Annotated in this window: 23 protein-coding genes; 11 read left to right on the forward strand and 12 right to left on the reverse strand. The window is 27.4% G+C overall.

Features of this window, described 5'->3' with window-relative positions; translation table 11 throughout:
• Positions 1-6 precede the first annotated feature (6 nt).
• From A6P36_RS01835 to A6P36_RS01860, 6 genes are all read right to left on the reverse strand, one after another.
• The gene (locus A6P36_RS01835; protein ID WP_066760503.1) at positions 7-273 is read right to left on the reverse strand and encodes a 2TM domain-containing protein; all 267 of its coding nucleotides are present in this window, start codon (positions 271-273) and stop codon (positions 7-9) included.
• A gap of 187 nt (positions 274-460) precedes the next feature.
• Positions 461-811, reverse strand: a complete 351-nt coding sequence (locus A6P36_RS01840; protein WP_066760504.1) for an alkyl sulfatase C-terminal domain-containing protein — start codon at positions 809-811, stop codon at positions 461-463.
• A gap of 71 nt (positions 812-882) precedes the next feature.
• Positions 883-1,230 carry an alkyl sulfatase C-terminal domain-containing protein gene (locus tag A6P36_RS01845; protein WP_066760505.1) on the reverse strand — a complete coding sequence of 116 codons (348 nt, stop codon included), beginning with the start codon at positions 1,228-1,230 and terminating at the stop codon, positions 883-885.
• A 36-nt stretch (positions 1,231-1,266) separates the two neighbouring features.
• The gene (locus A6P36_RS01850; protein ID WP_066760506.1) at positions 1,267-3,087 is read right to left on the reverse strand and encodes a phytoene desaturase family protein; all 1,821 of its coding nucleotides are present in this window, start codon (positions 3,085-3,087) and stop codon (positions 1,267-1,269) included.
• A 185-nt stretch (positions 3,088-3,272) separates the two neighbouring features.
• Positions 3,273-4,667, reverse strand: coding sequence for a cation:dicarboxylate symporter family transporter (locus A6P36_RS01855; RefSeq protein WP_066760507.1), 1,395 nt, complete (start codon positions 4,665-4,667; stop codon positions 3,273-3,275).
• A 162-nt stretch (positions 4,668-4,829) separates the two neighbouring features.
• Positions 4,830-7,649, reverse strand: a complete 2,820-nt coding sequence (locus A6P36_RS01860; protein WP_066760508.1) for a phytoene desaturase family protein — start codon at positions 7,647-7,649, stop codon at positions 4,830-4,832.
• Positions 7,650-7,818: 169 nt separating this feature from the next.
• On the opposite strand from A6P36_RS01860, the gene A6P36_RS01865 reads away from it, so the two are divergent.
• A complete protein-coding gene (locus A6P36_RS01865) occupies positions 7,819-8,814 on the forward strand; it encodes a linear amide C-N hydrolase (protein WP_066760509.1) in 996 nt (331 codons plus the stop codon).
• 35 nt (positions 8,815-8,849) lie between these two features.
• Here the strand turns inward: A6P36_RS01865 and A6P36_RS01870 are convergent, their stop codons facing one another.
• From A6P36_RS01870 to A6P36_RS07910, 4 genes are all read right to left on the reverse strand, one after another.
• Positions 8,850-10,151, reverse strand: coding sequence for a PTS sugar transporter subunit IIC (locus tag A6P36_RS01870; protein ID WP_066760510.1), 1,302 nt, complete (start codon positions 10,149-10,151; stop codon positions 8,850-8,852).
• Positions 10,152-10,172: 21 nt separating this feature from the next.
• Positions 10,173-10,787: a hypothetical protein gene (locus A6P36_RS01875; RefSeq protein WP_066760511.1), complete on the reverse strand. Its 615-nt coding sequence runs from the start codon at positions 10,785-10,787 to the stop codon at positions 10,173-10,175.
• Between the two features lie 129 nt (positions 10,788-10,916).
• On the reverse strand, positions 10,917-11,351 hold the full coding sequence (locus tag A6P36_RS01880; RefSeq protein WP_066760512.1) for a globin domain-containing protein: 435 nt from the start codon (positions 11,349-11,351) through the stop codon (positions 10,917-10,919).
• A 77-nt stretch (positions 11,352-11,428) separates the two neighbouring features.
• Positions 11,429-11,776: a YbaN family protein gene (locus A6P36_RS07910; RefSeq protein WP_242861623.1), complete on the reverse strand. Its 348-nt coding sequence runs from the start codon at positions 11,774-11,776 to the stop codon at positions 11,429-11,431.
• On the opposite strand from A6P36_RS07910, the gene A6P36_RS08325 reads away from it, so the two are divergent.
• The 4 genes from A6P36_RS08325 to A6P36_RS08040 all read left to right on the forward strand — a co-directional run bounded on the left by A6P36_RS08325 (position 11,670) and on the right by A6P36_RS08040 (position 13,210).
• Complete coding sequence (locus tag A6P36_RS08325; RefSeq protein ID WP_242861624.1) at positions 11,670-11,894, forward strand: hypothetical protein; 225 nt, start codon at positions 11,670-11,672, stop codon at positions 11,892-11,894. The two genes, A6P36_RS07910 and A6P36_RS08325, sit on opposite strands and share 107 nt — an antisense overlap.
• The gene (locus A6P36_RS01890; protein ID WP_066760514.1) at positions 11,884-12,639 is read left to right on the forward strand and encodes a copper homeostasis protein CutC; all 756 of its coding nucleotides are present in this window, start codon (positions 11,884-11,886) and stop codon (positions 12,637-12,639) included. The genes A6P36_RS08325 and A6P36_RS01890 overlap by 11 nt, the downstream gene beginning before the upstream one ends.
• 17 nt (positions 12,640-12,656) lie before the next feature.
• Positions 12,657-12,854 (forward strand): hypothetical protein, encoded by a 198-nt coding sequence (locus A6P36_RS01895; RefSeq protein WP_066760515.1) that lies wholly within the window; start codon positions 12,657-12,659, stop codon positions 12,852-12,854.
• 188 nt (positions 12,855-13,042) lie between these two features.
• Positions 13,043-13,210 carry a hypothetical protein gene (locus A6P36_RS08040; protein ID WP_156507954.1) on the forward strand — a complete coding sequence of 56 codons (168 nt, stop codon included), beginning with the start codon at positions 13,043-13,045 and terminating at the stop codon, positions 13,208-13,210.
• Between the two features lie 100 nt (positions 13,211-13,310).
• Here the strand turns inward: A6P36_RS08040 and A6P36_RS01900 are convergent, their stop codons facing one another.
• Positions 13,311-14,072, reverse strand: a complete 762-nt coding sequence (locus A6P36_RS01900; protein ID WP_066760516.1) for a DeoR/GlpR family DNA-binding transcription regulator — start codon at positions 14,070-14,072, stop codon at positions 13,311-13,313.
• Positions 14,047-14,829, reverse strand: coding sequence for a hypothetical protein (locus A6P36_RS01905; RefSeq protein WP_066760517.1), 783 nt, complete (start codon positions 14,827-14,829; stop codon positions 14,047-14,049). Before A6P36_RS01905 ends, A6P36_RS01900 begins: the two co-directional genes overlap by 26 nt.
• A gap of 192 nt (positions 14,830-15,021) precedes the next feature.
• Here A6P36_RS01905 and ulaG point away from each other — a divergent pair, with 192 nt between their 5' ends.
• From ulaG to A6P36_RS01935, 6 genes are all read left to right on the forward strand, one after another.
• A complete protein-coding gene (gene ulaG, locus A6P36_RS01910; RefSeq protein ID WP_066760518.1) occupies positions 15,022-16,083 on the forward strand; it encodes an L-ascorbate 6-phosphate lactonase in 1,062 nt (353 codons plus the stop codon).
• A gap of 11 nt (positions 16,084-16,094) precedes the next feature.
• On the forward strand, positions 16,095-16,547 hold the full coding sequence (locus A6P36_RS01915) for a PTS sugar transporter subunit IIA (RefSeq protein WP_066760519.1): 453 nt from the start codon (positions 16,095-16,097) through the stop codon (positions 16,545-16,547).
• 14 nt (positions 16,548-16,561) lie between these two features.
• Complete coding sequence (locus A6P36_RS01920; protein ID WP_066760520.1) at positions 16,562-18,028, forward strand: PTS ascorbate transporter subunit IIC; 1,467 nt, start codon at positions 16,562-16,564, stop codon at positions 18,026-18,028.
• 27 nt (positions 18,029-18,055) lie between these two features.
• Positions 18,056-18,355, forward strand: a complete 300-nt coding sequence (locus tag A6P36_RS01925) for a PTS sugar transporter subunit IIB (RefSeq protein ID WP_066760521.1) — start codon at positions 18,056-18,058, stop codon at positions 18,353-18,355.
• 62 nt (positions 18,356-18,417) lie between these two features.
• Entirely contained in the window at positions 18,418-19,452 is a 1,035-nt protein-coding gene (locus tag A6P36_RS01930) for a hypothetical protein (RefSeq protein ID WP_066760522.1), read from the forward strand.
• 11 nt (positions 19,453-19,463) lie between these two features.
• On the forward strand, positions 19,464-20,165 hold the full coding sequence (locus tag A6P36_RS01935) for an L-ribulose-5-phosphate 4-epimerase (protein ID WP_066760523.1): 702 nt from the start codon (positions 19,464-19,466) through the stop codon (positions 20,163-20,165).
• The last annotated feature ends 8 nt before the right edge of the window (positions 20,166-20,173 follow it).

Here is a 20,173-nt window from a genome sequence, read left to right on the forward strand (position 1 = left end):
AGATTTTTATAATCTATCCTTTTCTTTCTTTAGAGCTTCCATTTCTCTTTCAATTTCGCTTCCAGCTCCTAATGCAGAACTTACAGACACACCATGTATAACTACACCTATACCCCATCCAGCAACAGGGAATATCCACCAATTTTCTCTATTTAAATAACTTATTACAAATAAAAATAGTGAAACCACTGCAAAAGTGACTAAGTGTATTCTAAATGCCTTTCTAGCCATAACACGTCTTTTAGCCACTTTATACAATTCTTTATCGTTCATGTTTTTTCCTACTTTCTTTTAAAATAACTATAATTATAAATGTTCCTAATTATTTATAATTATACAATAAAAAATTTTAAATTACTATTGTAATTGTTAATATATATGTTGTATTTTATTATAATTTATTAAATATTTAAAAATTTATAAAAAAAAAGGTAGTTTACTACCTTTTTTTTTATTGAAGTTAAATTTCTTTATCAAATATTTTAGGCATTGAAGCAAAATTTCTAAAATTACCTTCACATGTTATAAGACCATTCATTATAGCATCTTCACCAGATAATTGATTAAAAGAAATCTTGTGCCAAGTTTCATGAGTAGTAATAAGTGTTGTGTCAACTTTTTCTGGAATTTCTGATTTTGGTAATAATTTAGCAGTTTGGTTCTTAACTTCTAAGTAAATAGGATCGTATCCTTCAAACATAAATTTATAAGTAATGTCTAATCCTTTAGCATTTTCAGGATTAAATTTTTCAACTAATCCATCAAGTAACATATCTAAGGGAAGTACTTTAGAATTTGAATAAAATTCCATATATTTTCACCAACCTTTAATAAAAGTATTTGTTATAAATTTAAATTTATACTTTTTAAAATATAGTTTTGTTAAATTTCTTTATCAAATATTTTTGGAATTGAAGCGAAATTTTTCAAACTACCTTTACATTTTACCATTCCTAAAAGCAAAGCTTTTTTTCCTGATAATTGTTTAAAACAAATTTTCTGCCAAGTTTCATGAGTTGTAGTTAATATTGTATCTACTTTTTCTGGAGTTTGAAACTTTGGTAGCAATCTAGCAGTTTGATTTTTAACTATTAAATATACGGGTTCTTTATATTCTTTGAATATGAATTGATAAGTTATATCCAAATTTTTTGCATTTTCAGGATTGAATTTTTTTATTAAACCGTTAAATAATGAGTCTAAAGGTTTTAAATTACTATTAGAATTCATAAATACCCCTCTTTTAAAAGTTTTTAATCACAATTTTTAGTTTTTATTGAAAATATTAGGTATAGAAGCAAAATGTTTTAGATTACCTTCACATTTTAAAAGTCCATCTAATAAAGCATCTCTTCCAGAAATTTCATCAAAGGAAATTTTATTCCAAATTTCATGAGTTGTAATAATTGTTGTATCGATTTTTGAAGGAGTTTCTGAACTAGGTAATAATTTAGCAGTTTGATTTTTAACTTCTAAATAAATAGGGTCATGTCCATCAAATAAAAACTTATAAGTTGCTTCAAAATTTTGAGCATTTTCAGGGTTAAATCTTGAAACAAGACCATTCATTAATTCTGGCAATGAAACTAATTGATTTGAATGATTGGTAGTAGTTGATTTTTTAGATAAAAGTCTAAGTGCACCTATAAAACCAGAATATATTGCTCCTTCATATCCTCCTCCTGGATATGACCATGAACTAACAACTATTGCATTATTAAATGGCGTTTTAAAGTATGATCTGTTAAAACCACCTTGATTAACATTTTGAGCCCATCCATATACTGCCCCATTTAAATTATTTGTGTATCTTTGCATTGTTCTAGGCGTACCTAATTCCATAATTTTTATGTGTTTTTCTATATCCGGATATATTTTGCAAGCTATATCTAATAATAATCTAGTTGTTTGTTGTTTTTTTGATTTGTATTCTTCTGTTCCTCTTTCAGGCCAGTTTTTAATAAAATCACATCGAGATATCCCTAAAAAACAAGTTTTATTCATGTTTGGATCTAATTGGTCATATGCAGTTATACAACAGTTTGTATTTTCAAACAAATTGCTATTAGATTTATTCCAGTAATCCTCTATTTTGACATTGTAAACAAATGTATGAGGATTTTTAATTCCTATATCTTCTGATTTACAATCTAAGGCTATATACAATTGTGTAATGCTCATGCTTTCTTCAAGATTGTTTAAGAAATTCATGTAATTTAGAAACTCTTTAGATTTTTCACCATCCACACGTGAAAAAATTTCAACTGGACTGCAAGCAAAAATAAATTCATCTGCTTCAAATACTTCGTTATTTTTTGTTGTAACAGAAATTATTTTATTATTTAAAGTGTTGATTTTTATTACTTCTGATGAAAGGTATACTTTACTGTTATTAAATTTTTCAATTTCTTCTTTCATTATTTTAGACATGTTACCGCTTCCACCTTCAATATACCAATGTCCACCTATAACATAAGAAGATATAATTATCATATAGTAAAATGCATTTAACTTTTTAGGAGGTAAACCCGCATATGTCCATAAATAACAGAAAATATCTATAAATTCATCATTATCCACATATTTTCTTATATAGTTATCTATTGATATGGATTCCAATTCTATTTGATATTTAGGGGCATCATGAGGAAAATTTAAGTTACATACATCTTCGTAAAATTCCTTCATGAATGAAAATAAATTTTTAATCCCTTCTTCATGTTCTGGATAACGATTTATAAATGAACTTTTCCATTCTTCGAAATCATGAGGAATTATTATGGAATCATCTAGCTTTGCTAATTTAGTATTTTTGGTATTTTTTATAAAAGGTATTTTTTCGGCTATTCCTAGATTATTAAAGACATTAAAAATTGTACAACCTTTATTCATACTGCCCAAAGAATGAAGAGAAACATCAAAGGTGTAAGTATTGCCTTCAGAATCTTTTCTAGTAAAATTTGTAGCGTAGCCTCCAGGGATATAATGTTTTTCTAATAATGCAATTTTTTTACCTGATTTAGCTAGCTTTAAACCAGCAGTTAAACCAGCCATTCCTGTACCTACAATGATTACATCATATTTCATTAATTAAAACACCTCTCTTAACAATTAATATACTTTGACTATTAAAGTACTATTATCATAACATGAAAATTAAAAAAAATAAAGATAAAATATTATTTTTTGTTTATGTTATAGTATTGTAAAAAAATTAACGAATTATTCATACATAGAAAAGAAGGATGAAACTTATGTTTCATCCTTCTTTTCTACGAATCTAATTTTAAGTTTTTATCATTGAATTTATCCATGTTTATTTGTTTCAATAATTTATCTACAATCAGTGAAATTGTTAATCCACCATTTATATTTAAACAAGTTCTACCCATATCTAAAATTGGGTCAACAGCCAAAATTGGTCCAACATATTCAAAGAATGGTGTTAAACCAATTCCAGATAATACTGAAGAAGCAACGGTATGCCCACCACCTGGTATACCAGCTATTCCAAAGGAACTAACTGTTACAACTATAATTGTCATTAAATAAAATGCAAAATTTAAAGGAGTTCCGCTCATATTTGCAACATTAATAACAACCATAGCACCAAAAACTCCGGCACATCCAGCTTGTCCTGCAGTTGTACCTAGACCCATAACAAAAGCAGAAGTGGAGTCAGTTGCACCCATTGAAGTTGTCAATGTTTCAACAGCAACAGGGAGTGTACCTAAACTTGATCTTGAAGTAAATCCAAGGAAAAGTGGTGCAATTGCTTTTTTCAAATAAATGATAGGATTAAATCCAAATAATGATAATGCTAGAAGATGAACTCCAAACATTATTATCATTCCAACATATAAAGCAATTATAAATGTTAAAACATCTAAAATTGATTTTAAACCACGTTGTGCTATTGAGTTAGCCATCAAAGGTATTACTGCATATGGAATTAAACTTATGATTGACATTGCAATGCTTATAATTATTTTGTGAAGTGCATCAATTAAACTTATAAAAGAATTAATTTGACTTTTATAAATTGAAGACATTTTTTTAGCAGCTACACCTACAAATGCGGAAAAAATAACTACAGCTATTATGTTAGTATTAACCATTGCTTCAACTGGATTTTTAGGAATTAAATTCCTTAATATATCAACAAAGTTTTTAACTTCTTTAATTTCTGCAGTTACATTTGTTGCGTTTCCAGATAAACCAAGTCTGAAAAGATTTGCAACAATTATACCAATTGTTGATGCAATTAAAACGTTGATGATATATGCAAATATTGTTTTTGATGTAAGTTCCTTCATATTTGAAGAATTTTTTATTGAAATAATAACATGAATTATTGAAACAACAATAAGAGGTATAACAATCATTCTTATTAAGTCAATGAAACCATTACCAAATAGAGAATACCATTTTGTTGTTTCGTTAATCCAAACTATATCTAATGGATTATCAGGTGTTTTAGCTACTATTTGAATAACTACACCTAGTATAATACCAATAACTGTTCCAATTATAGTTCTAATTGAAAAATTAACATGTTTTTTCTTTAAAAGGAACATAAGTGCAAATAGAATTAATAATATCGCTAAAAATGTTAGTGCTAATGGTGAACTGATCATCAAAAAATCAGTTAAAAAAGAATTGTTCATTAAGTAAAATCACCTAACCTTTTTAAAATTTATTTAAATTATTTTTATGGAATTTGACTGCAAAATAAGTATAAACAAGAGGATAATTATAGTCAATATCAATAACTTAAGTAAACGTTATAAAAAAATACACCCAAAACAATTGTTGTTTTGGGTGTATTTTTAATGTCCAAGTTTTGATTTTGGATAAAAATATGAAATTATTATACCTAACATAATTACTAAATAAGATAAGTTATTTAAAGGTGAAGGAATAACTAGCATTAAAATAAATCTAATTGCAAAGACGAGTGCCCATAATAAAGTTAAATTTCTATTTATTATTTTAAAGAGTTTTGTTTTTGTAACAGACGGATGAAAAGAAATTTTTGAATATTCACTCATGACACTTGAGTTTGTTCCTGCACTTATAAATAATGTTAAGATTAAAACTATGTCTAAGAAGAAAGGGGAAATTATGTTTTTAAATAATACAGGATTTAAAAATGATGCAAGATTATAAATTGAAAATGCAGCTAAATTTATTGATTCCAATTTAGTTATGCTTCTGAAATTTTTTGGTTTTATAAAGTTGATAAAGAATGTTGTGTATAATATTGAAAATGCAGAAACTATTGAAGGTGAAAAAATATTGTGTGTAATCCAATAAAATATCCATGGAACTAATGCTAATGAAACCCATATTACAGGATTTAATTTTAGATTTGGAGAAGTAGAATTATCTTCTTCTTCTGAAGTATTAAAAAGTGTTGGCATTAAAGCAAAATTCTTTAAATTACCTTCACATTTTATAAGTCCATCCATTAAAGCGTCTTCTCCGTCAAGTCCTTCAAAAGCAATTCTATGCCATGTTTCATGTGTAGTAATTATTGTTGTATCTATTTTTGATGGTTCACGTGATAATAATTTTGCAGTGTTATTTTTTATTTCTAAGTATACTGGTTTTTGATTATCAAACGAAAATTTATATCTAATGTCTAATCCTTCAGCTTTTGAAGAATCAAATCCAGCAAGCATACCATTCATTATTGCTTTTATAGGCATAAGTTCTTTGGTAAATGTATTTTCAATTTCTTTAGTGTTATTTTCAGAAACGTTATTATCATTAGAATTTGAAGTATTGGGTTCATTTGAAGAATTATTTGTTTCATTTGAACTAAAATTATCAGGGATTTCTTTATCAAATATTTTTGGCATTGAAGCAAAATTTCTTAAATTTCCTGAACAACTTACAAGACCGTCCATTAAAGCATCTTGACCACTTAATTCATTAAATGCAATTTTGTACCAAGTTTCATGAGTAGTAGTTATTGTTGTATCTACATGTGAAGGTTCGGCAGATAATAATTTAGCGGTATTATCTTTAATTTCTAAATATATCGGATTATATCCATCAAATATAAATTTGTAAATAATATGTTTATCTACTGCATTAGCCGGATTGAATTTTGCAACCATGCCATCCATAATAACATTTAATGGTAAAATTTCATTTTTAATATTATTTGAATTTTCTTTTTTTGATAATATTCTGTTTACACCTAATATTGAACTAGAAATAACTCCTTCAAAACCTCCACCAGGATATGACCAAGCACCAATTGTTATAGCATTTGAAAATGGAGTTTTGAATGAAGGTCTGTTAAAACCACCTTGTTGTATATTTTGAGCCCAGCCAAGAATTGAACCATTTGTATTGTTCGTATATCTTTGCATAGTTCTTGGAGTTGCAAATTCAAGAACTTGAATATGTTGTTTGATTTTTGGAAAAAATTTGAGGACTTTTTCTAAAAATAATTGTGAAATTTGTTCTTTTTTTTGTTTGTACATTTCTGTGTTTCTTTCAGGCCAATTTGTAATAAAATCTGCAGATGAAACACATAAAAATGAACCATTTTTATTTAGATCACAATCCATTTGATCATAGGCTGTTAATTCAAAATTTGAATTTTCAAAATTACCAGCTTTTATGTTTGCGTATGAATCTTGATGACTTAAATTATTAATAAATAAATGAGAGGTATTTATATCTACTTCTTTAGTAGAACAGTCTAGTGCAATATATAATTGACTTGCACTTATACTTTTTTCTAAAAATTTGAGTTTATTTACGTAATCATTAATTATAGTATTATTTTTTATTAATGAGAAAATATGATTTGGATCGCAAGCAAATATAAATTCATACGCTTCAAATACTTCTTTGTTTTTTGTAGTTACAGAAATGATTTTATCATTTTGGGAATGTATTTCTATAACTTCAGAAGAAAGATGAATGTTAGCATTATGTTTTTCAAGTTCGTTTTTCATAATTTTAGTTATATGTCCACTTCCACCTTTTATATAGTAACTCCCACCCAAGAGAAAAGAAGATATAGCAACCATATAGTAAAATGCATTTAAATCTTTGGGTGGTAAACCTAAATAAGAACATAAGTATGAAAAAATTTCTATAAAATTTTCATCATCTACATATTTTTTTAAAAAATCATATAGAGATATTGATTCAAGTTCTGTTTGATATTTTGGCGCATCTGATTTTAAAATTAAATCTTTCATGTCTTCATATAAATTTTTAATAAATTCAAATAGAGAATTTATATTTGAACTAAAATTAGGAAAATTTTTAATTAACATAATTTTGAATTCTTCAAAATTATTGGGTATATCAATAGTTTCTTTTGAATTCTTTATTATGGTTGTATATTGTTTGTTTTCTAAAATTTCTATATTTTTTAAGATTCCTAAATTATCTAATGTTTTATACACGGAGCAATTTTTATTAAATCCACTTATTGTATGAATTGAAGAGTCAAATGTATAAAATTTTTCATTAAAGCCTTTTCTAGTAAAATTTGTAGCGTATCCACCGGGAATTTTATGTTTCTCAAGTAAACAAACTTTTTTTCCGCTTTTAACGAGTTGTATACCTGCAGTTAATCCAGATAGCCCAGCTCCAATTATAATAACATCATATTTCATTTTAATATCCTTTCTTAATTTTCAAAAAGTTATTTATTTATTATTGACAATTAATTAATTGATTATATCACAATTGTTAAACAATTTATTAATGAATATGTGTTTTAAAAAGTATTTGAAATATTTATACTATAATTGAAACAATATAAAATATAGGATGTGATTACATATGAATTTTGCTTGTAGTAGTTTTTCGTGGGAAACAAATGATAAAAAGCATTTATTAGGAAGAACTTATGACCAGTTTGGAGATTTAAGAGGAAATTCAATTGTTATTGTCCCTAGAAATTTTGAATTAAGTTTGTTAATTGAAAAAAATTGTATGTTTAAAACAAAATATTGTTTTGTTGGAATGGCAGTAAATGGGTTAAAAACACCGATTTTAGTTGATGGAATAAATGAAGAAGGATTAATGGGAGCGCTTCTTAGATATCCAGGATTTGCAAAATATGATACTCAAAAGGGAGCAGAGAAAGATATTAATCCAGGATTTTTAGTTACATATTTACTTGGAAAATGTAAAACTGTAGAAGAGGTATGTATTGAGATAAAAAATATAAATTTAAGTAGTGAAAAAGTTTTTGGAAATGAGATACCAGTTCATTATATTTTTTCTGATAGAACAGGGGAGACAATTATTATTGAGCCAGATGATGGGGAAATAACAATTCATAGAGATTCTATTGGAGTTTTAACTAATAGTCCAAATTATAAATGGCATGAACAAAATCTTAGAAATTATGTTGGAGTAACTCCGATTTTAAATTCTAAGCAAGAAATTTGCAATAAACAATTTAGAGATTTTGGTTTTTCGGGGTTGAAATTGCCAGGTAGTTATTCTTCAGTAAGTAGATTTGTTAAAATAGCTTTATTAAAACAGTTTTCAGTTAAAGCAGAAAATGAAATTGATGGAATAACAAAAATGTTTCATAATTTTTCATCTGTAGATATTCCAGCAGGGGTTATGTGTATGGAAACAGAAACTGGATATGATTATCAAATGACTTTATGTATGACGGCTATGTGTTCTGAAAGTTTAATTTATTATTTTAATCTTTCAAATAATAGAAGAATATGTGCAGTTGATTTGAAAAAAGAATTTGAAAATAAAGAAATAAAACATATAAATCTTCCTAATAAACAAGATATTTTATATTTAAATTAAAAAAAGCACATCACAAATAGATGTGCTAATTTTTTTTAATTTTGTGCAGATTCTTGTTTTAATATATTTTTTTCATATACCTTGAAAAATGGATAGTAAATAAAAATACTTACTATTACAATTACACAACTAAATATTACATTTCTAAAATCAAGGGACGATAAGTATGCCTGTATAAAAAATGGAGTAAATGATGGATCAACAATATGTCCGGTACCAATAATTCCAAATACCTGTGCAAAATAAGTCATACTTACAGTTACTATTGGAGTTATTATAAATGGTATTGCTAAAATGGGATTAAAAACAATTGGAGATCCAAATATAATTGGTTCGTTTATACCACAAATTCCAGGAATTGTTGATAATCTTCCTAAAGATTTTAAATGAACAGATTTACTTTTTAACATGAGAATACATAAACCAAGTGTATTACCAGCACCACCAAGAACGGTAGCTCTAAACATTTGTAAATTCATATAAATATTTGGTTCTTTTCCAGCTGCTATTAATTCGGCATTCAAACCTGTATTTGTAATTCCAAGAGTGAAAACAATTGGAAAAATAATAGATGTTCCATTAACACCAATAAGCCACAAAATATTTCCAAAAGTTACTATAAGTAAAAATCCCCAAATGTTATCAACAACAGATAAAGCAGGATTTAATAATTGTAGTATTCCTTGAGGAATGCTTACACCAAAAATTATTTTTACAATTATATTTAATCCATATAAGATTATAATGTTTGCTAGTAATGGAAACATTGAATTTATAAATGCAGTTACTGCAGGAGGGACACTACTTGGAAGTTTTACTTCAAATCCTTTTTTTTCAATGAGTCTTGTAATTTCAACAGAAATTATTCCGATTAATATTGCCAAAAATAAACCGTTTGTTCCTAAAAATTCTGTAGGAATATTTCCATCAGACATAGGAGCACATATCATTAGAAAAACTGCCATTGAAATTAATCCAGACATTGCACTTTTCATTTTGTATTCACTTGCTAAAGAGAATGCAATTGTAAATGCTGTTATAAGTCCAAGCATTCCCATTGTCATATCATATGGGGTTGTAATTAAAGAATAATTTTTTACAGCAAAATCTTTCCAAGATAAAAGAAATTTTAAAAATATATTTGTAGTATTTGGATCTATTAAATCAGGATTTATTGGAGGATTTGCTACAATTAAAAATAATGATCCTATTACAATCATTGGAAGAGTGAGCATCATACCGGTTGAAACAGCTTTTAAATGTATTTGATTACCGATTTTTGCACCAATTGGTGATAAAGTTTTATCTAATTTTTCAAACAAAGAATTAGTTTTCAATATTTAGTTCCTCCATAAAAATTATTCTTGCCATTGATTGTATTTGAAAGTTGATTCAACAGTATTATTAGGATCGTAAATTTTTAAAATTTCTAAGTAACGTTCTTTATAATCATTTTCTACAGGAAGTTGAGGAATAACTTTACTAGCTTCTGTTAAAAAGTGGAAAGAATCTCTGCCCATTTCCATTCCTCTAACAGTGTGTTTGTCTAAAGCAAAATCAGGAATTTCTGGAACAAATCCCATTGCAAAATTTTTAATTATAATATTTTTTAATAGATCACTGGATCTATCTTTTTTACAAGAACATAGGTATCTAATTGCATGAATAAAAAAGATTGGACGATCTCCGTCTGCATAAGCATAATTTTTTCTCATTTCATTTAAATTGTTTATAAGTATTGGAGCGTTTGGATCTCCCATTCCAATATCTTCAACGGTTATAGTTATAAGTCTTCTCCAAAGTTTTTCTTCCATTTGAGGAGAAGTTATGTACATTTCATATGCAAATTGACATGCTTCTTCAACTAAACCTCTTCTAATACATTTTTGTAGCGATGATATAACTTCGTCTCCAGCTAATCCATTACGTGTAGTTACTTTTGCCCACGGATCTTGTATAAATTTTTTCGACATGTTTAATTATCCTTTCTAAATGAAAATTAATTTATTTTATAGATTCTACAACAAAAAAATTTTAAATGATTTAAAAGTTTATTACATAAAAATAAGCACACTAAAAAGTGTGCTTATGTTTTGAAAAAATTATGCTGTCTCGTATAATTTCTTTTCAACATCTATAAAAATTTCAGCAATAACTTCATATGCTTTTCCCCAAGCTTCTAAAACTTCATCTGTAGCAGCATCACCTAGAACCTCTTTTATTGCAAGTAATAAATTTTTTCCAACTATAGGATAATGTTCAGGTTTAACTTTTGAATCAACATGAACTTGACCTATTTTAGTAACAACAGGCATAATTTTTTCTAAATTGTCTATGTTTTGTGCGGCAGCTAAAATTGACATAGCTAAAGCTTTTGCTTGTTCACCACTTTTTTGTTTATCTTCACTAAAAAGAGGTTTAACCTCTGGATTATTTTTGAACATTAATCCATAAAAAGTTTTAGTTATATCTAAACCATGTTCCTTTAAAGCAGGAACTGTACTTTTTACAATGTCTATAACTTTTTGATCTAACATAATAAAAATCTCCTATTTATATAAATGATAATAATTTTCATTTATAATATTAACATAATACAATATTTTTTTCAAATTTAAAAATTTTTTATTTTAAAAATGAAATAGTAGTATAGATAAATTAGTAGTAATATTATTAAAATTTTTATTATTATTGCATCTAAAATTATTAAAGGAAACATTAACATTGATGTAGCTAAGCACAATAAAAAAATTTTTCTTCCAATAGAAAGACGTCTATGTTTAACAAAGTCTTCAAGATATTTTTTGTATATTTTTGAATTTATGAGTTTTTGTTCAAATTTAGGTGATGATTTTGTGAAACAGAACAGTGAAAAAAGTAGAAAAGGTGTTGTTGGTAATATTGGTAAAAATACACCAATAAAACCAAGAGTAAAAGAAAGAATTCCTAATACTAAAAATATAAATTTCATAATTTTATACCTCAGAAAATTATGTATATATTATACTTTAAAATGTTTACATTTTAAAGTATTGTATTTATATAAAAATTTTTGTAAGAGAGGTTTATATGAAGAATAAAAAATATATTTTGGAATGTTGTGTTGATAGTGTAGAATCTGCAATTAATGCTTCCAATGGTGGAGCTGATCGTTTAGAATTGTGTGGTAATCTTATAATCGGAGGGACAACTCCAAGTTTATATTTATTTGAAGAGATTAGAAAAAATTGTGATATAAAAATTCATGTTCTTATAAGACCAAGATTTGGAGATTTTTTGTATACGAATTATGAAAAACAAATTATGAAAAAGGAAATTGAATTATTTAGAGATGCAGGAGCGGATGGAATAGTTGTAGGATGTTTGGATGAAAATGGTGATATTGATTTTGAATTGATGAAGGAGTTTATTGATTTATCTGGAGAAATGAAAGTTGTTTTACATAGAGCGTTTGATGTGTGTAAAGATCCTTTTGTTGCTTTAGAAAAGTTAATCTCGCTAGGAATTGATACAATATTAACTTCAGGGCAACAAAATAATTGTTTAGATGGGATTGATCTTATAAAAGAATTAAATGATATTGCTAATGATAAAATTAGTATTATGGCAGGGGGAGGAATGAATTCAAATGTAATTGAAAAATTTTTAAATGAAACTGAAGTTAAATCTTTTCATATGTCAGCTAAAAAGGTATTGGAAAGTAAAATGAAATATCGTAATTTAAATGTTAATATGGGGATGCCAGGTTTAAGTGAATATGAAATTTGGAGAACTAATGAAGATGAAGTAAGAAAGGTATATGAAATTTTAAAAAAATATAGTTAGTATAAGGAGTTAATTTTATGAAATTTAAAATTTATGATTTGAAAAGATTTATGAATTATAATAATAAACCTAAGAGAAATGTTGTTTACAAAATAGGGTATGATAAATTTTCGTTCAAAAAATTTATTAGAGATGCTAAAAATTATATTTCAAGTGATGAAAATAAAAGAAAGATTAAAGATGTTGCAAGAGCAATTAAAAATTTATTCAGATAATTTTGAAAATATTTTTATGAGGAATTAAATTATATGATTGAAAATGATGTAGATTTGTATATCAAAAATTTAACCGACGTACAAAAGGATTGGATAATATTTTTTGTTGATTATATGCGAAAACATCATTCAGATATTGAAGAAGTATTTCATATAAGATACCAACATATAAGCTTGGAACTGGGAAAATGCGAAATTATATTGCGTTTTCAGTTTCTAAAAATCATTTTTCTATGCATTCTATGGATTTTGAATATATTTTGTATTTGAAAGATAAACTTAAAAATCCCGGAAAAGGTAAGGGTTGTGTTAACGTGCTTTATTCTAACATAGATGAAAGAAATGTACTTATTTAATGCAATTGAAGAGATTATCAAGAGAAATTCTCTCAGAAAACTTAAATAATTTTGAAAAAAGAGTGTAGATAAATAGGATTTCCTACACTCTTTTTTAATTTTAAGTATTAATTTGTACAACTTTAACTCCTCTTTTTTGTATGTTTATCAACTCTTCAGATATTGGAGCGTTTGTTATTAATGTATTTATTTTTTTAATTGATCCACTTAGAAAACTATATTCGCGACCAATTTTTGAACTATCTGCTATGATAAATACATCTCCTATACATCTTTCAAGCATACATTCATTTATAGCAACTTCTTGTGGAACAACAGTTGTAATTCCATTTGAATTTATACCGCTGCAACCTAAGAAACATTTTGTTGCACTAACCTTGTTTAAATTTCTCAACGCAAATTCCCCAGTGAAAGATTTTTTGATTGGATTAAATTCTCCACCTGTTGCAAATATTGAAACATTAGGATTACTTTTTAGTAGAAAGATTTTACAATTGTTGGTGATAACAGTTACATTTTTGCTGTTTATGTATTGAATTACATAAAGAGCAGTTTTGCTTGAATTAATAAAAATAGTGTCGTTATCTTCGATATAATTTGCAGCACATTTGGCAAGTGAGTGTATTATGTTGTCTTCGTAAATTTCATTATTATCTGTGTTTTTGTTTTCTTTAAATCTAGCTCCTCCATAAAATCTTTCAACAAATCCATCTTCTTCAAGAAATTGTAAATCCCGTCTTATTGTAAGTGGAGATACATTTAATTGCTTTGATAACTCGTTTACCCAAACTTCATTGTGTGTTTGAATTTCTGATAATATTTTATTACGACGAGCGTTAATTATTTTTTTGTTTATTTTCAAAATAATCACCCTCTTTAATTTTTTTGATTTTGTATTTAATTTTTTTAGCCTGTTCATTGAGATTTAATTTTAGCAATAAATCTTCGTATTCAGAAAAATAATAAAGTAATTCTAAATTATTCATATTAGTTGTGTTTGTATTTTCAAAAAAGTGTTTACTTTGTTTTAAATTATAGATGGCTTTGAAATATATACCATCAATAAAATCCCAATTATATAGAGGAGAAAGTCGTCCCTTTTTTATTTTTGAAGTTCTAAATTTTTGTAAGTCTCTGTAATATTTTTCAATTTTTTTTATGTCATGGAGTTTGTAATAACAGAAAAAATAGGTGTATTTTTGTATTAATAAATTATCAAGTGATGAACGAAAGAATTTATTATTTTCATCTAGTATTTTTAAACATTCTGTATAATTTTTAATTGACATATTGTGTAAAATTTTGAAAATTAAAAATGTTTTTGAATAACTTTTAAAAAAGTCTTTTTTATTTAATTTTTCAAATATTTTCAAAGATGTTTTTGGATCTAAATTAATATTTAAAGTTAATATGGCAGATTGATATAAAAAACGTAAGTATTCAGACCAAATTGAAATTGAAATAAAAATTATCATTATTGCTAGGAAAACTAATTTTGCATAAAAATTTTGTTCATTTGTTATTAAGTTTATAGTGTATAAACAAAAAATTATGTAAATTATAGTTACTAAGAATAGACGAAATTTTTCTTGAATTGAATAATGTTTTATAACATTCATACTTGATACCTCAATTTTACTAAATTAAATTGTTATTAAGGAGTAGTATAATCTTTTTTTAAGAATCATTCAACAAACGAAAATAAAAATAATCATAAAAAAGTTCAAAAGTTCATAAAAAATGTTGAAATATGTAAACGTTTATAATAAAATTAAATCATATTATTAATCATAGTAAAGGGGATGTTATTTATGGGAAATAAAATTGATAATATAACTAGAGAATCTTGGATATTAGGTGCGTTTCCTGAATGGGGAACTTGGTTAAATGAAGAAATAGAGGAAGAAATAGTTGAAAAAGGTACATTTTCAATGTGGTGGATTGGTTGTACTGGAATATGGATGAAGACTGAAAATAATACAAATATTTCTATTGATTTGTGGTTTGGAAATGGTAAGAGAACAAAGAAAGTTAAAGAGATGGACAAGTTTCATCAAATGAGAAATATGACAGGTGGAAGAATGACTCAACCAAACTTGAGAGCTGCTCCAGTTGTTTTTGATCCATTTGCTGTTAAAGATGTTGATGCAGTATTATCAACACATTATCATAATGATCATATTGATCCATTTTATGCAGCTGCTGTAATAAAAAACGTTCAAAAAGAAGTTCCTTTTATTGGACCGAAGAAGTGCGTAGAAAAATGGATATCATATGGTGTTCCAAAAGAAAGATGTAAAGAAGTTAAACCAGGAGATGTAATTAAAATTAAGGATATAGAGATTGTTGTTTTAGATAGTTTTGATAGGACTTGCTTAGTGACAGCTGATGAAGATATAAGAGGAGTTTGCCCAACTGATATGGATGAGAAGGCAGTAAACTATTTAATTAAAACTCCTGCAGGAAGTGTATATCATAGTGGAGATTCACATTATTCTGTTTACTATGCAAAACATGGAAAAGATCATGAAATTGATGTGGCACTTGGGTCATTTGGAGAAAATCCGATTGGAAATCAGGATAAAATGACTTCTATAGATATTTTACGTATGGCAGAAGCTCTTCAATGTAAAGTTGTTATACCATTTCACTACGATGTTTGGACAAATTTTAAAGCAGATCCACAAGAAGTTAATATGCTTTATGAATACAAAAAAGATGTTTTACAATATAAATTTAAACCATTTATATGGGATGTAGGAGGAAAATTTGTATATCCAAACGATAAAGATAAAAGACAATATCATTATAGAAGAGGGTTTGAAGATTGCTTCACTGACGAGCCAAATGTTCCATTCCGTTCAATTCTATAGGAGATGATTTAATGTTAAAAGAAATTTTTAAAAAATCTTATTATGTTTTTGAGGAAGGTTTTGAAAATTGGAGAGATGCAGTTTGGGCAAGTTATAAACCATTACTTAGAGAAAAAATTGTGAATGAGGATTACATTAATTCGGTAATAGATTGTATAGAAAAATATGGACCGTACATTGTAATTGCACCAAATATAGCTATGCCTCATTCAAGTGAAGGAGCAGAAGGGTGTAATGGTACAGCGATTTCATTTATGAAAGTTAATACACCAGTTAAGTTTGATTTAGAAGACGAGGAGAAAGATGCTGTACTGTTTTTCTCTCTTGCAGCTGATAATCATGATAAACATGTGAAAAATATTCAATTGCTTATGGAAACTTTAGTTAACGAAGAGATGGTGGCAGAACTAATGAGTATTAAAAATGAAGAGGATTTAAAGAAAATTTTAGAAAAGTATAGTTAAAGCGAGGAATATGTATGGATATTTTAATAAAAGTTTGGGGATTTTTTACTGATAATATATTAACTAAGCCAGCGTATTTAATAGGTTTTATGGTATTGATAGGATATTTATTGTTAAGGAGACCTATTTATGATGCTTTTGCAGGATTTATAAAAGCAACTGTTGGTTATATGATTTTGACAGTGGGATCATCTGGACTTGTTAATAATTTTAGACCTATACTTGTTGGCTTGAGAGATAGATTTAATTTGAATGCAGCTGTAATAGATCCGTATTTTGGTCAAAACGCTGTTACTGAAGGATTATCTCAAGTATTTGGTAGAACATTTTCTAATGTGCTAATTTTGTTATTGATTGCTTTTGTCATGAATCTTTTGTTAGTTAGATTTAAAAAGTATACAAAAATGAGAGCGGTGTTTACTACAGGTCATGTTCAAGTTCAACAGGCGTCTACAGCTTTTTGGTTGATATTATTTTGTTTTCCAGCTCTTAACGATACTTGGATTTTGATTGTTATGGGGATTATTTTAGGACTTTATTGGGCTGTTGGATCAAATTTAACGGTTGAGATTACACAAGAGCTTACAGAGGGTGGAGGATTTTGTATTGCTCATCAACAAATGTTTGGAATAGCTATTTTTTCTAAATTGGCTGAAAAGTTTAAGAAAGATGGTAGTAAACGTTTAGATGATGTTAAGTTCCCGGGATTTTTATCTATATTTAATGAAAATATGGTTGCTACATCTTGTTTAATGTTCTTGTTTTTTGGAATTATATTGGCCATTTTAGGTAAAGATTATTTGGTTCAAGCTGATTTTATGAAGTCATCGGAGAACTTTTTCTTTTACATAATGACAACTTCTTTAAATTTTGCAGTTTATTTAGCGATACTTCAGCTTGGGGTTAGAACTTTTGTTACAGAACTTACAAATTCATTTCAAGGGATTTCAAATTCATTTTTACCAGGTTCTGTACCAGGTATAGATTGTGCAGCAGTGTTTGGATTTGGATCATCAAATGCTGTTACGGTTGGATTTTTGATGGGAGCACTTGGACAATTTTTAGCAATATTAACGCTGATTTTGTTAAAATCACCAACATTAATTATTGCAGGATTCGTTCCATTGTTCTTTGATAACGCAGTTATTGCAGTTTATGCAGATAATCGTGGAGGAATTAAGGCGGCGATGATATTCCCATTTATATCTGGTTTAATTCAAGTTTTTGGTTCAGCACTTATTGCAGGATGGGTAGGACTTGCTGATTTTGGAGGATATTTAGGAATGTTTGACTGGGCAACTATTTGGCCAGCATTTACAGTAATTATGAAGTATGCAGGTTATGTTGGAATTGGTATAGTGATTTTGATTTTGATTGCTATTCCACAAATACAATACAGAAGAAGACCAGATACTTACTTTTTAATAACTGAGGATTGGGATGCTTATCAAGAAAAGATGAATGAAAAAGCTAGTTGTTAATTTTGAAATTTTAGGAGGATGAAATTTATGGCTGGAAAATTAAAATTATTAGTTTGTTGTGGAAATGGTGCAGGAACAAGTATGATGATAAAATTAAATGTTGAAAAAGTTATAAAGAAAATGGGTATTGATGTTCAATCAATTTATCACTGTGCTATTTCAGAAGGAAAATCTTTAGCATCACAATATGATGTGGTGTTATGTTCTAAGAACTTTGTTCCTATGTTTAAGCAAGCAGAGGAAAAAGGAACAAAAATTGTTGGTTTGAAAAATGTTATGTCAGCTAAGGAAATTGAAGAAGGACTAATAGCTGCTGGAGTTAATTAATAAGAAGCTACCATGTCTGGTAGCTTTCTTTATATTTTTAAAATGTTTGGGAGGAATTTTGTATGAATATTTCCAAAATTAAATTGGATGATATAAAAAGGTGTTATGCTGTAAGTAATATTTTCTATGATGATGAAAACCATTTAATTTTTGCGAGTGAAGATCCAAATGTTGTTTGTAAAAGTTTTTCAGGAAGAAATTTTGAGGTTCAAGAAGAATTGTGGAAAGAGCCAGGCGGATGTATGTCAATAATTCAAATTCCAAATAAAGAGAAAGAATTTTTAGCTATACAAGAATTTTATATGAAAGTATCACCATCTCTTGCAAAAGTTGTTTGGGGTAAGAAAACTGAAAATGGTTGGGAATACAGAGATATTTTAAAAATTCCATATATACATAGATTTGATATTTATAGAGTTGGAAATATTAATTATTTTATTGGTGCAACCATTGCGACTACAAAGCAGAATAAAGAAGATTGGAGTGTTCCAGGAAGAATTTATGTTGGAAAACTTCCAGAAACTCCAGATGAAGAATTGAAAGTTGAAATTCTTAGAGATGGAATGTATAGAAATCATGGTTATTATCGTGATTATGATGGAAGTGGAAATGTTTGTGGATATTTTGGTTGTGATGATGGATTATATAAAGTTATTCCACCTGAAAATGAAAATTTAGATTGGAAAATAGAGAAGATTTTAGACGGATATATTGGGGAGGTTTCCATAATTGATATAGATAACGATGGTGTGAAAGAAATTATGACTATTGAGCCTTTCCATGGAAATGAGATTCATATTTATAAAGAAATTGATGGCAAATGGTCAAGAGTTTATACGTATGAAAATGAAATAGATTTTGCTCACTCATTGGTAGCTGGAACATTAAGAGGAGTGCCAACTTTTATTGCAGGAGTTAGACGAAAAGATGCAGAGTTATTTTATGTGCAATTTAAAGATGGAAAATTTGTAACTAAGATTATAGATAAAGAAGTTGGACCAGCAAATTTATATTTAATTAACGAAGAGGGAAGAGATTTAATTTTAAGTGCTAATCATACTGCTAACGAGGCTGCTGTTTATATAGTTGAGGATTAGGAGGGAAAAATATGGACTTTAAAAAACTAAGAGAAAGAGTTTTAAAAGCGAATTTACTTTTACCTAAATATGATCTTGTTGTTTTAACTTGGGGAAATGTTTCTGAAATTGATAGAGAAAAAGGAGTTATAGCAATAAAGCCGAGTGGTGTTAGCTATGACAAAATGGATGATAAAGATATAGTTATTTGTGATCTTGAGGGAAATGTTGTAGATGGAGATTTAAAACCAAGTTCAGATTTAATGACTCATGTTGAATTATATAAAGCTTTTCCTTCAATTGGAGGAATTGTTCATACTCATTCAAGATGGGCAACTTCTTGGGCACAAACTGGACAAGATATTCCATCTTTAGGAACAACTCATGCAGATTATTTTTATGGAAGCATTCCTTGTACAAGAGATATGACTGAAGATGAAATAAATAGAGATTATGAAGCTGAAACAGGGAAAGTTATCGTTGAAACTTTTAATAGCCGAAAAATTGATCCAATTGAGGTTCCGTCAGTTTTAGTTAAAAGTCATGGACCATTTTCTTGGGGAAAAAATGCTCTTGATGCTGTACAAAATGCTTTAGTTCTTGAAGAATGTGCAATGATGGCATTTACAAGTAGACAACTTTGTAACAATGATATAAATATTATGGATGATGTATTACTTAATAAACATTTTAAGAGAAAACATGGTCCAAATGCTTATTATGGGCAGAGGTGATGTGATTT

Source organism: Candidatus Arthromitus sp. SFB-turkey, from assembly GCF_001655775.1.
GTDB classification, from domain to species: Bacteria; Bacillota; Clostridia; order Clostridiales; family Clostridiaceae; genus Dwaynesavagella; species Dwaynesavagella gallinarum.

Excerpts from the sequence above, each read along its gene's own strand:
- A6P36_RS01915 (WP_066760519.1), top strand. The coding sequence starts at position 16,095 with ATGTTAAAAGAAATTTTTAAAAAATCTTATTATGTTTTTGAGGAAGGT.
- A6P36_RS01860 (WP_066760508.1), bottom strand. The coding sequence starts at position 7,649 with ATGAAATATGATGTTATTATAATTGGAGCTGGGCTATCTGGATTAACT.
- A6P36_RS01890 (WP_066760514.1), top strand. The coding sequence starts at position 11,884 with ATGAAGAATAAAAAATATATTTTGGAATGTTGTGTTGATAGTGTAGAA.
- A6P36_RS01895 (WP_066760515.1), top strand. The coding sequence starts at position 12,657 with ATGAAATTTAAAATTTATGATTTGAAAAGATTTATGAATTATAATAAT.
- A6P36_RS01835 (WP_066760503.1), bottom strand. The coding sequence starts at position 273 with ATGAACGATAAAGAATTGTATAAAGTGGCTAAAAGACGTGTTATGGCT.
- A6P36_RS01875 (WP_066760511.1), bottom strand. The coding sequence starts at position 10,787 with ATGTCGAAAAAATTTATACAAGATCCGTGGGCAAAAGTAACTACACGT.
- A6P36_RS01880 (WP_066760512.1), bottom strand. The coding sequence starts at position 11,351 with ATGTTAGATCAAAAAGTTATAGACATTGTAAAAAGTACAGTTCCTGCT.
- A6P36_RS01935 (WP_066760523.1), top strand. The coding sequence starts at position 19,464 with ATGGACTTTAAAAAACTAAGAGAAAGAGTTTTAAAAGCGAATTTACTT.
- A6P36_RS01840 (WP_066760504.1), bottom strand. The coding sequence starts at position 811 with ATGGAATTTTATTCAAATTCTAAAGTACTTCCCTTAGATATGTTACTT.
- A6P36_RS01930 (WP_066760522.1), top strand. The coding sequence starts at position 18,418 with ATGAATATTTCCAAAATTAAATTGGATGATATAAAAAGGTGTTATGCT.
- A6P36_RS01855 (WP_066760507.1), bottom strand. The coding sequence starts at position 4,667 with ATGAACAATTCTTTTTTAACTGATTTTTTGATGATCAGTTCACCATTA.
- A6P36_RS01845 (WP_066760505.1), bottom strand. The coding sequence starts at position 1,230 with ATGAATTCTAATAGTAATTTAAAACCTTTAGACTCATTATTTAACGGT.
- ulaG (WP_066760518.1), top strand. The coding sequence starts at position 15,022 with ATGGGAAATAAAATTGATAATATAACTAGAGAATCTTGGATATTAGGT.
- A6P36_RS01920 (WP_066760520.1), top strand. The coding sequence starts at position 16,562 with ATGGATATTTTAATAAAAGTTTGGGGATTTTTTACTGATAATATATTA.
- A6P36_RS01865 (WP_066760509.1), top strand. The coding sequence starts at position 7,819 with ATGAATTTTGCTTGTAGTAGTTTTTCGTGGGAAACAAATGATAAAAAG.
- A6P36_RS01925 (WP_066760521.1), top strand. The coding sequence starts at position 18,056 with ATGGCTGGAAAATTAAAATTATTAGTTTGTTGTGGAAATGGTGCAGGA.
- A6P36_RS01905 (WP_066760517.1), bottom strand. The coding sequence starts at position 14,829 with ATGAATGTTATAAAACATTATTCAATTCAAGAAAAATTTCGTCTATTC.
- A6P36_RS08040 (WP_156507954.1), top strand. The coding sequence starts at position 13,043 with ATGCGAAATTATATTGCGTTTTCAGTTTCTAAAAATCATTTTTCTATG.
- A6P36_RS01850 (WP_066760506.1), bottom strand. The coding sequence starts at position 3,087 with ATGAAATATGATGTAATCATTGTAGGTACAGGAATGGCTGGTTTAACT.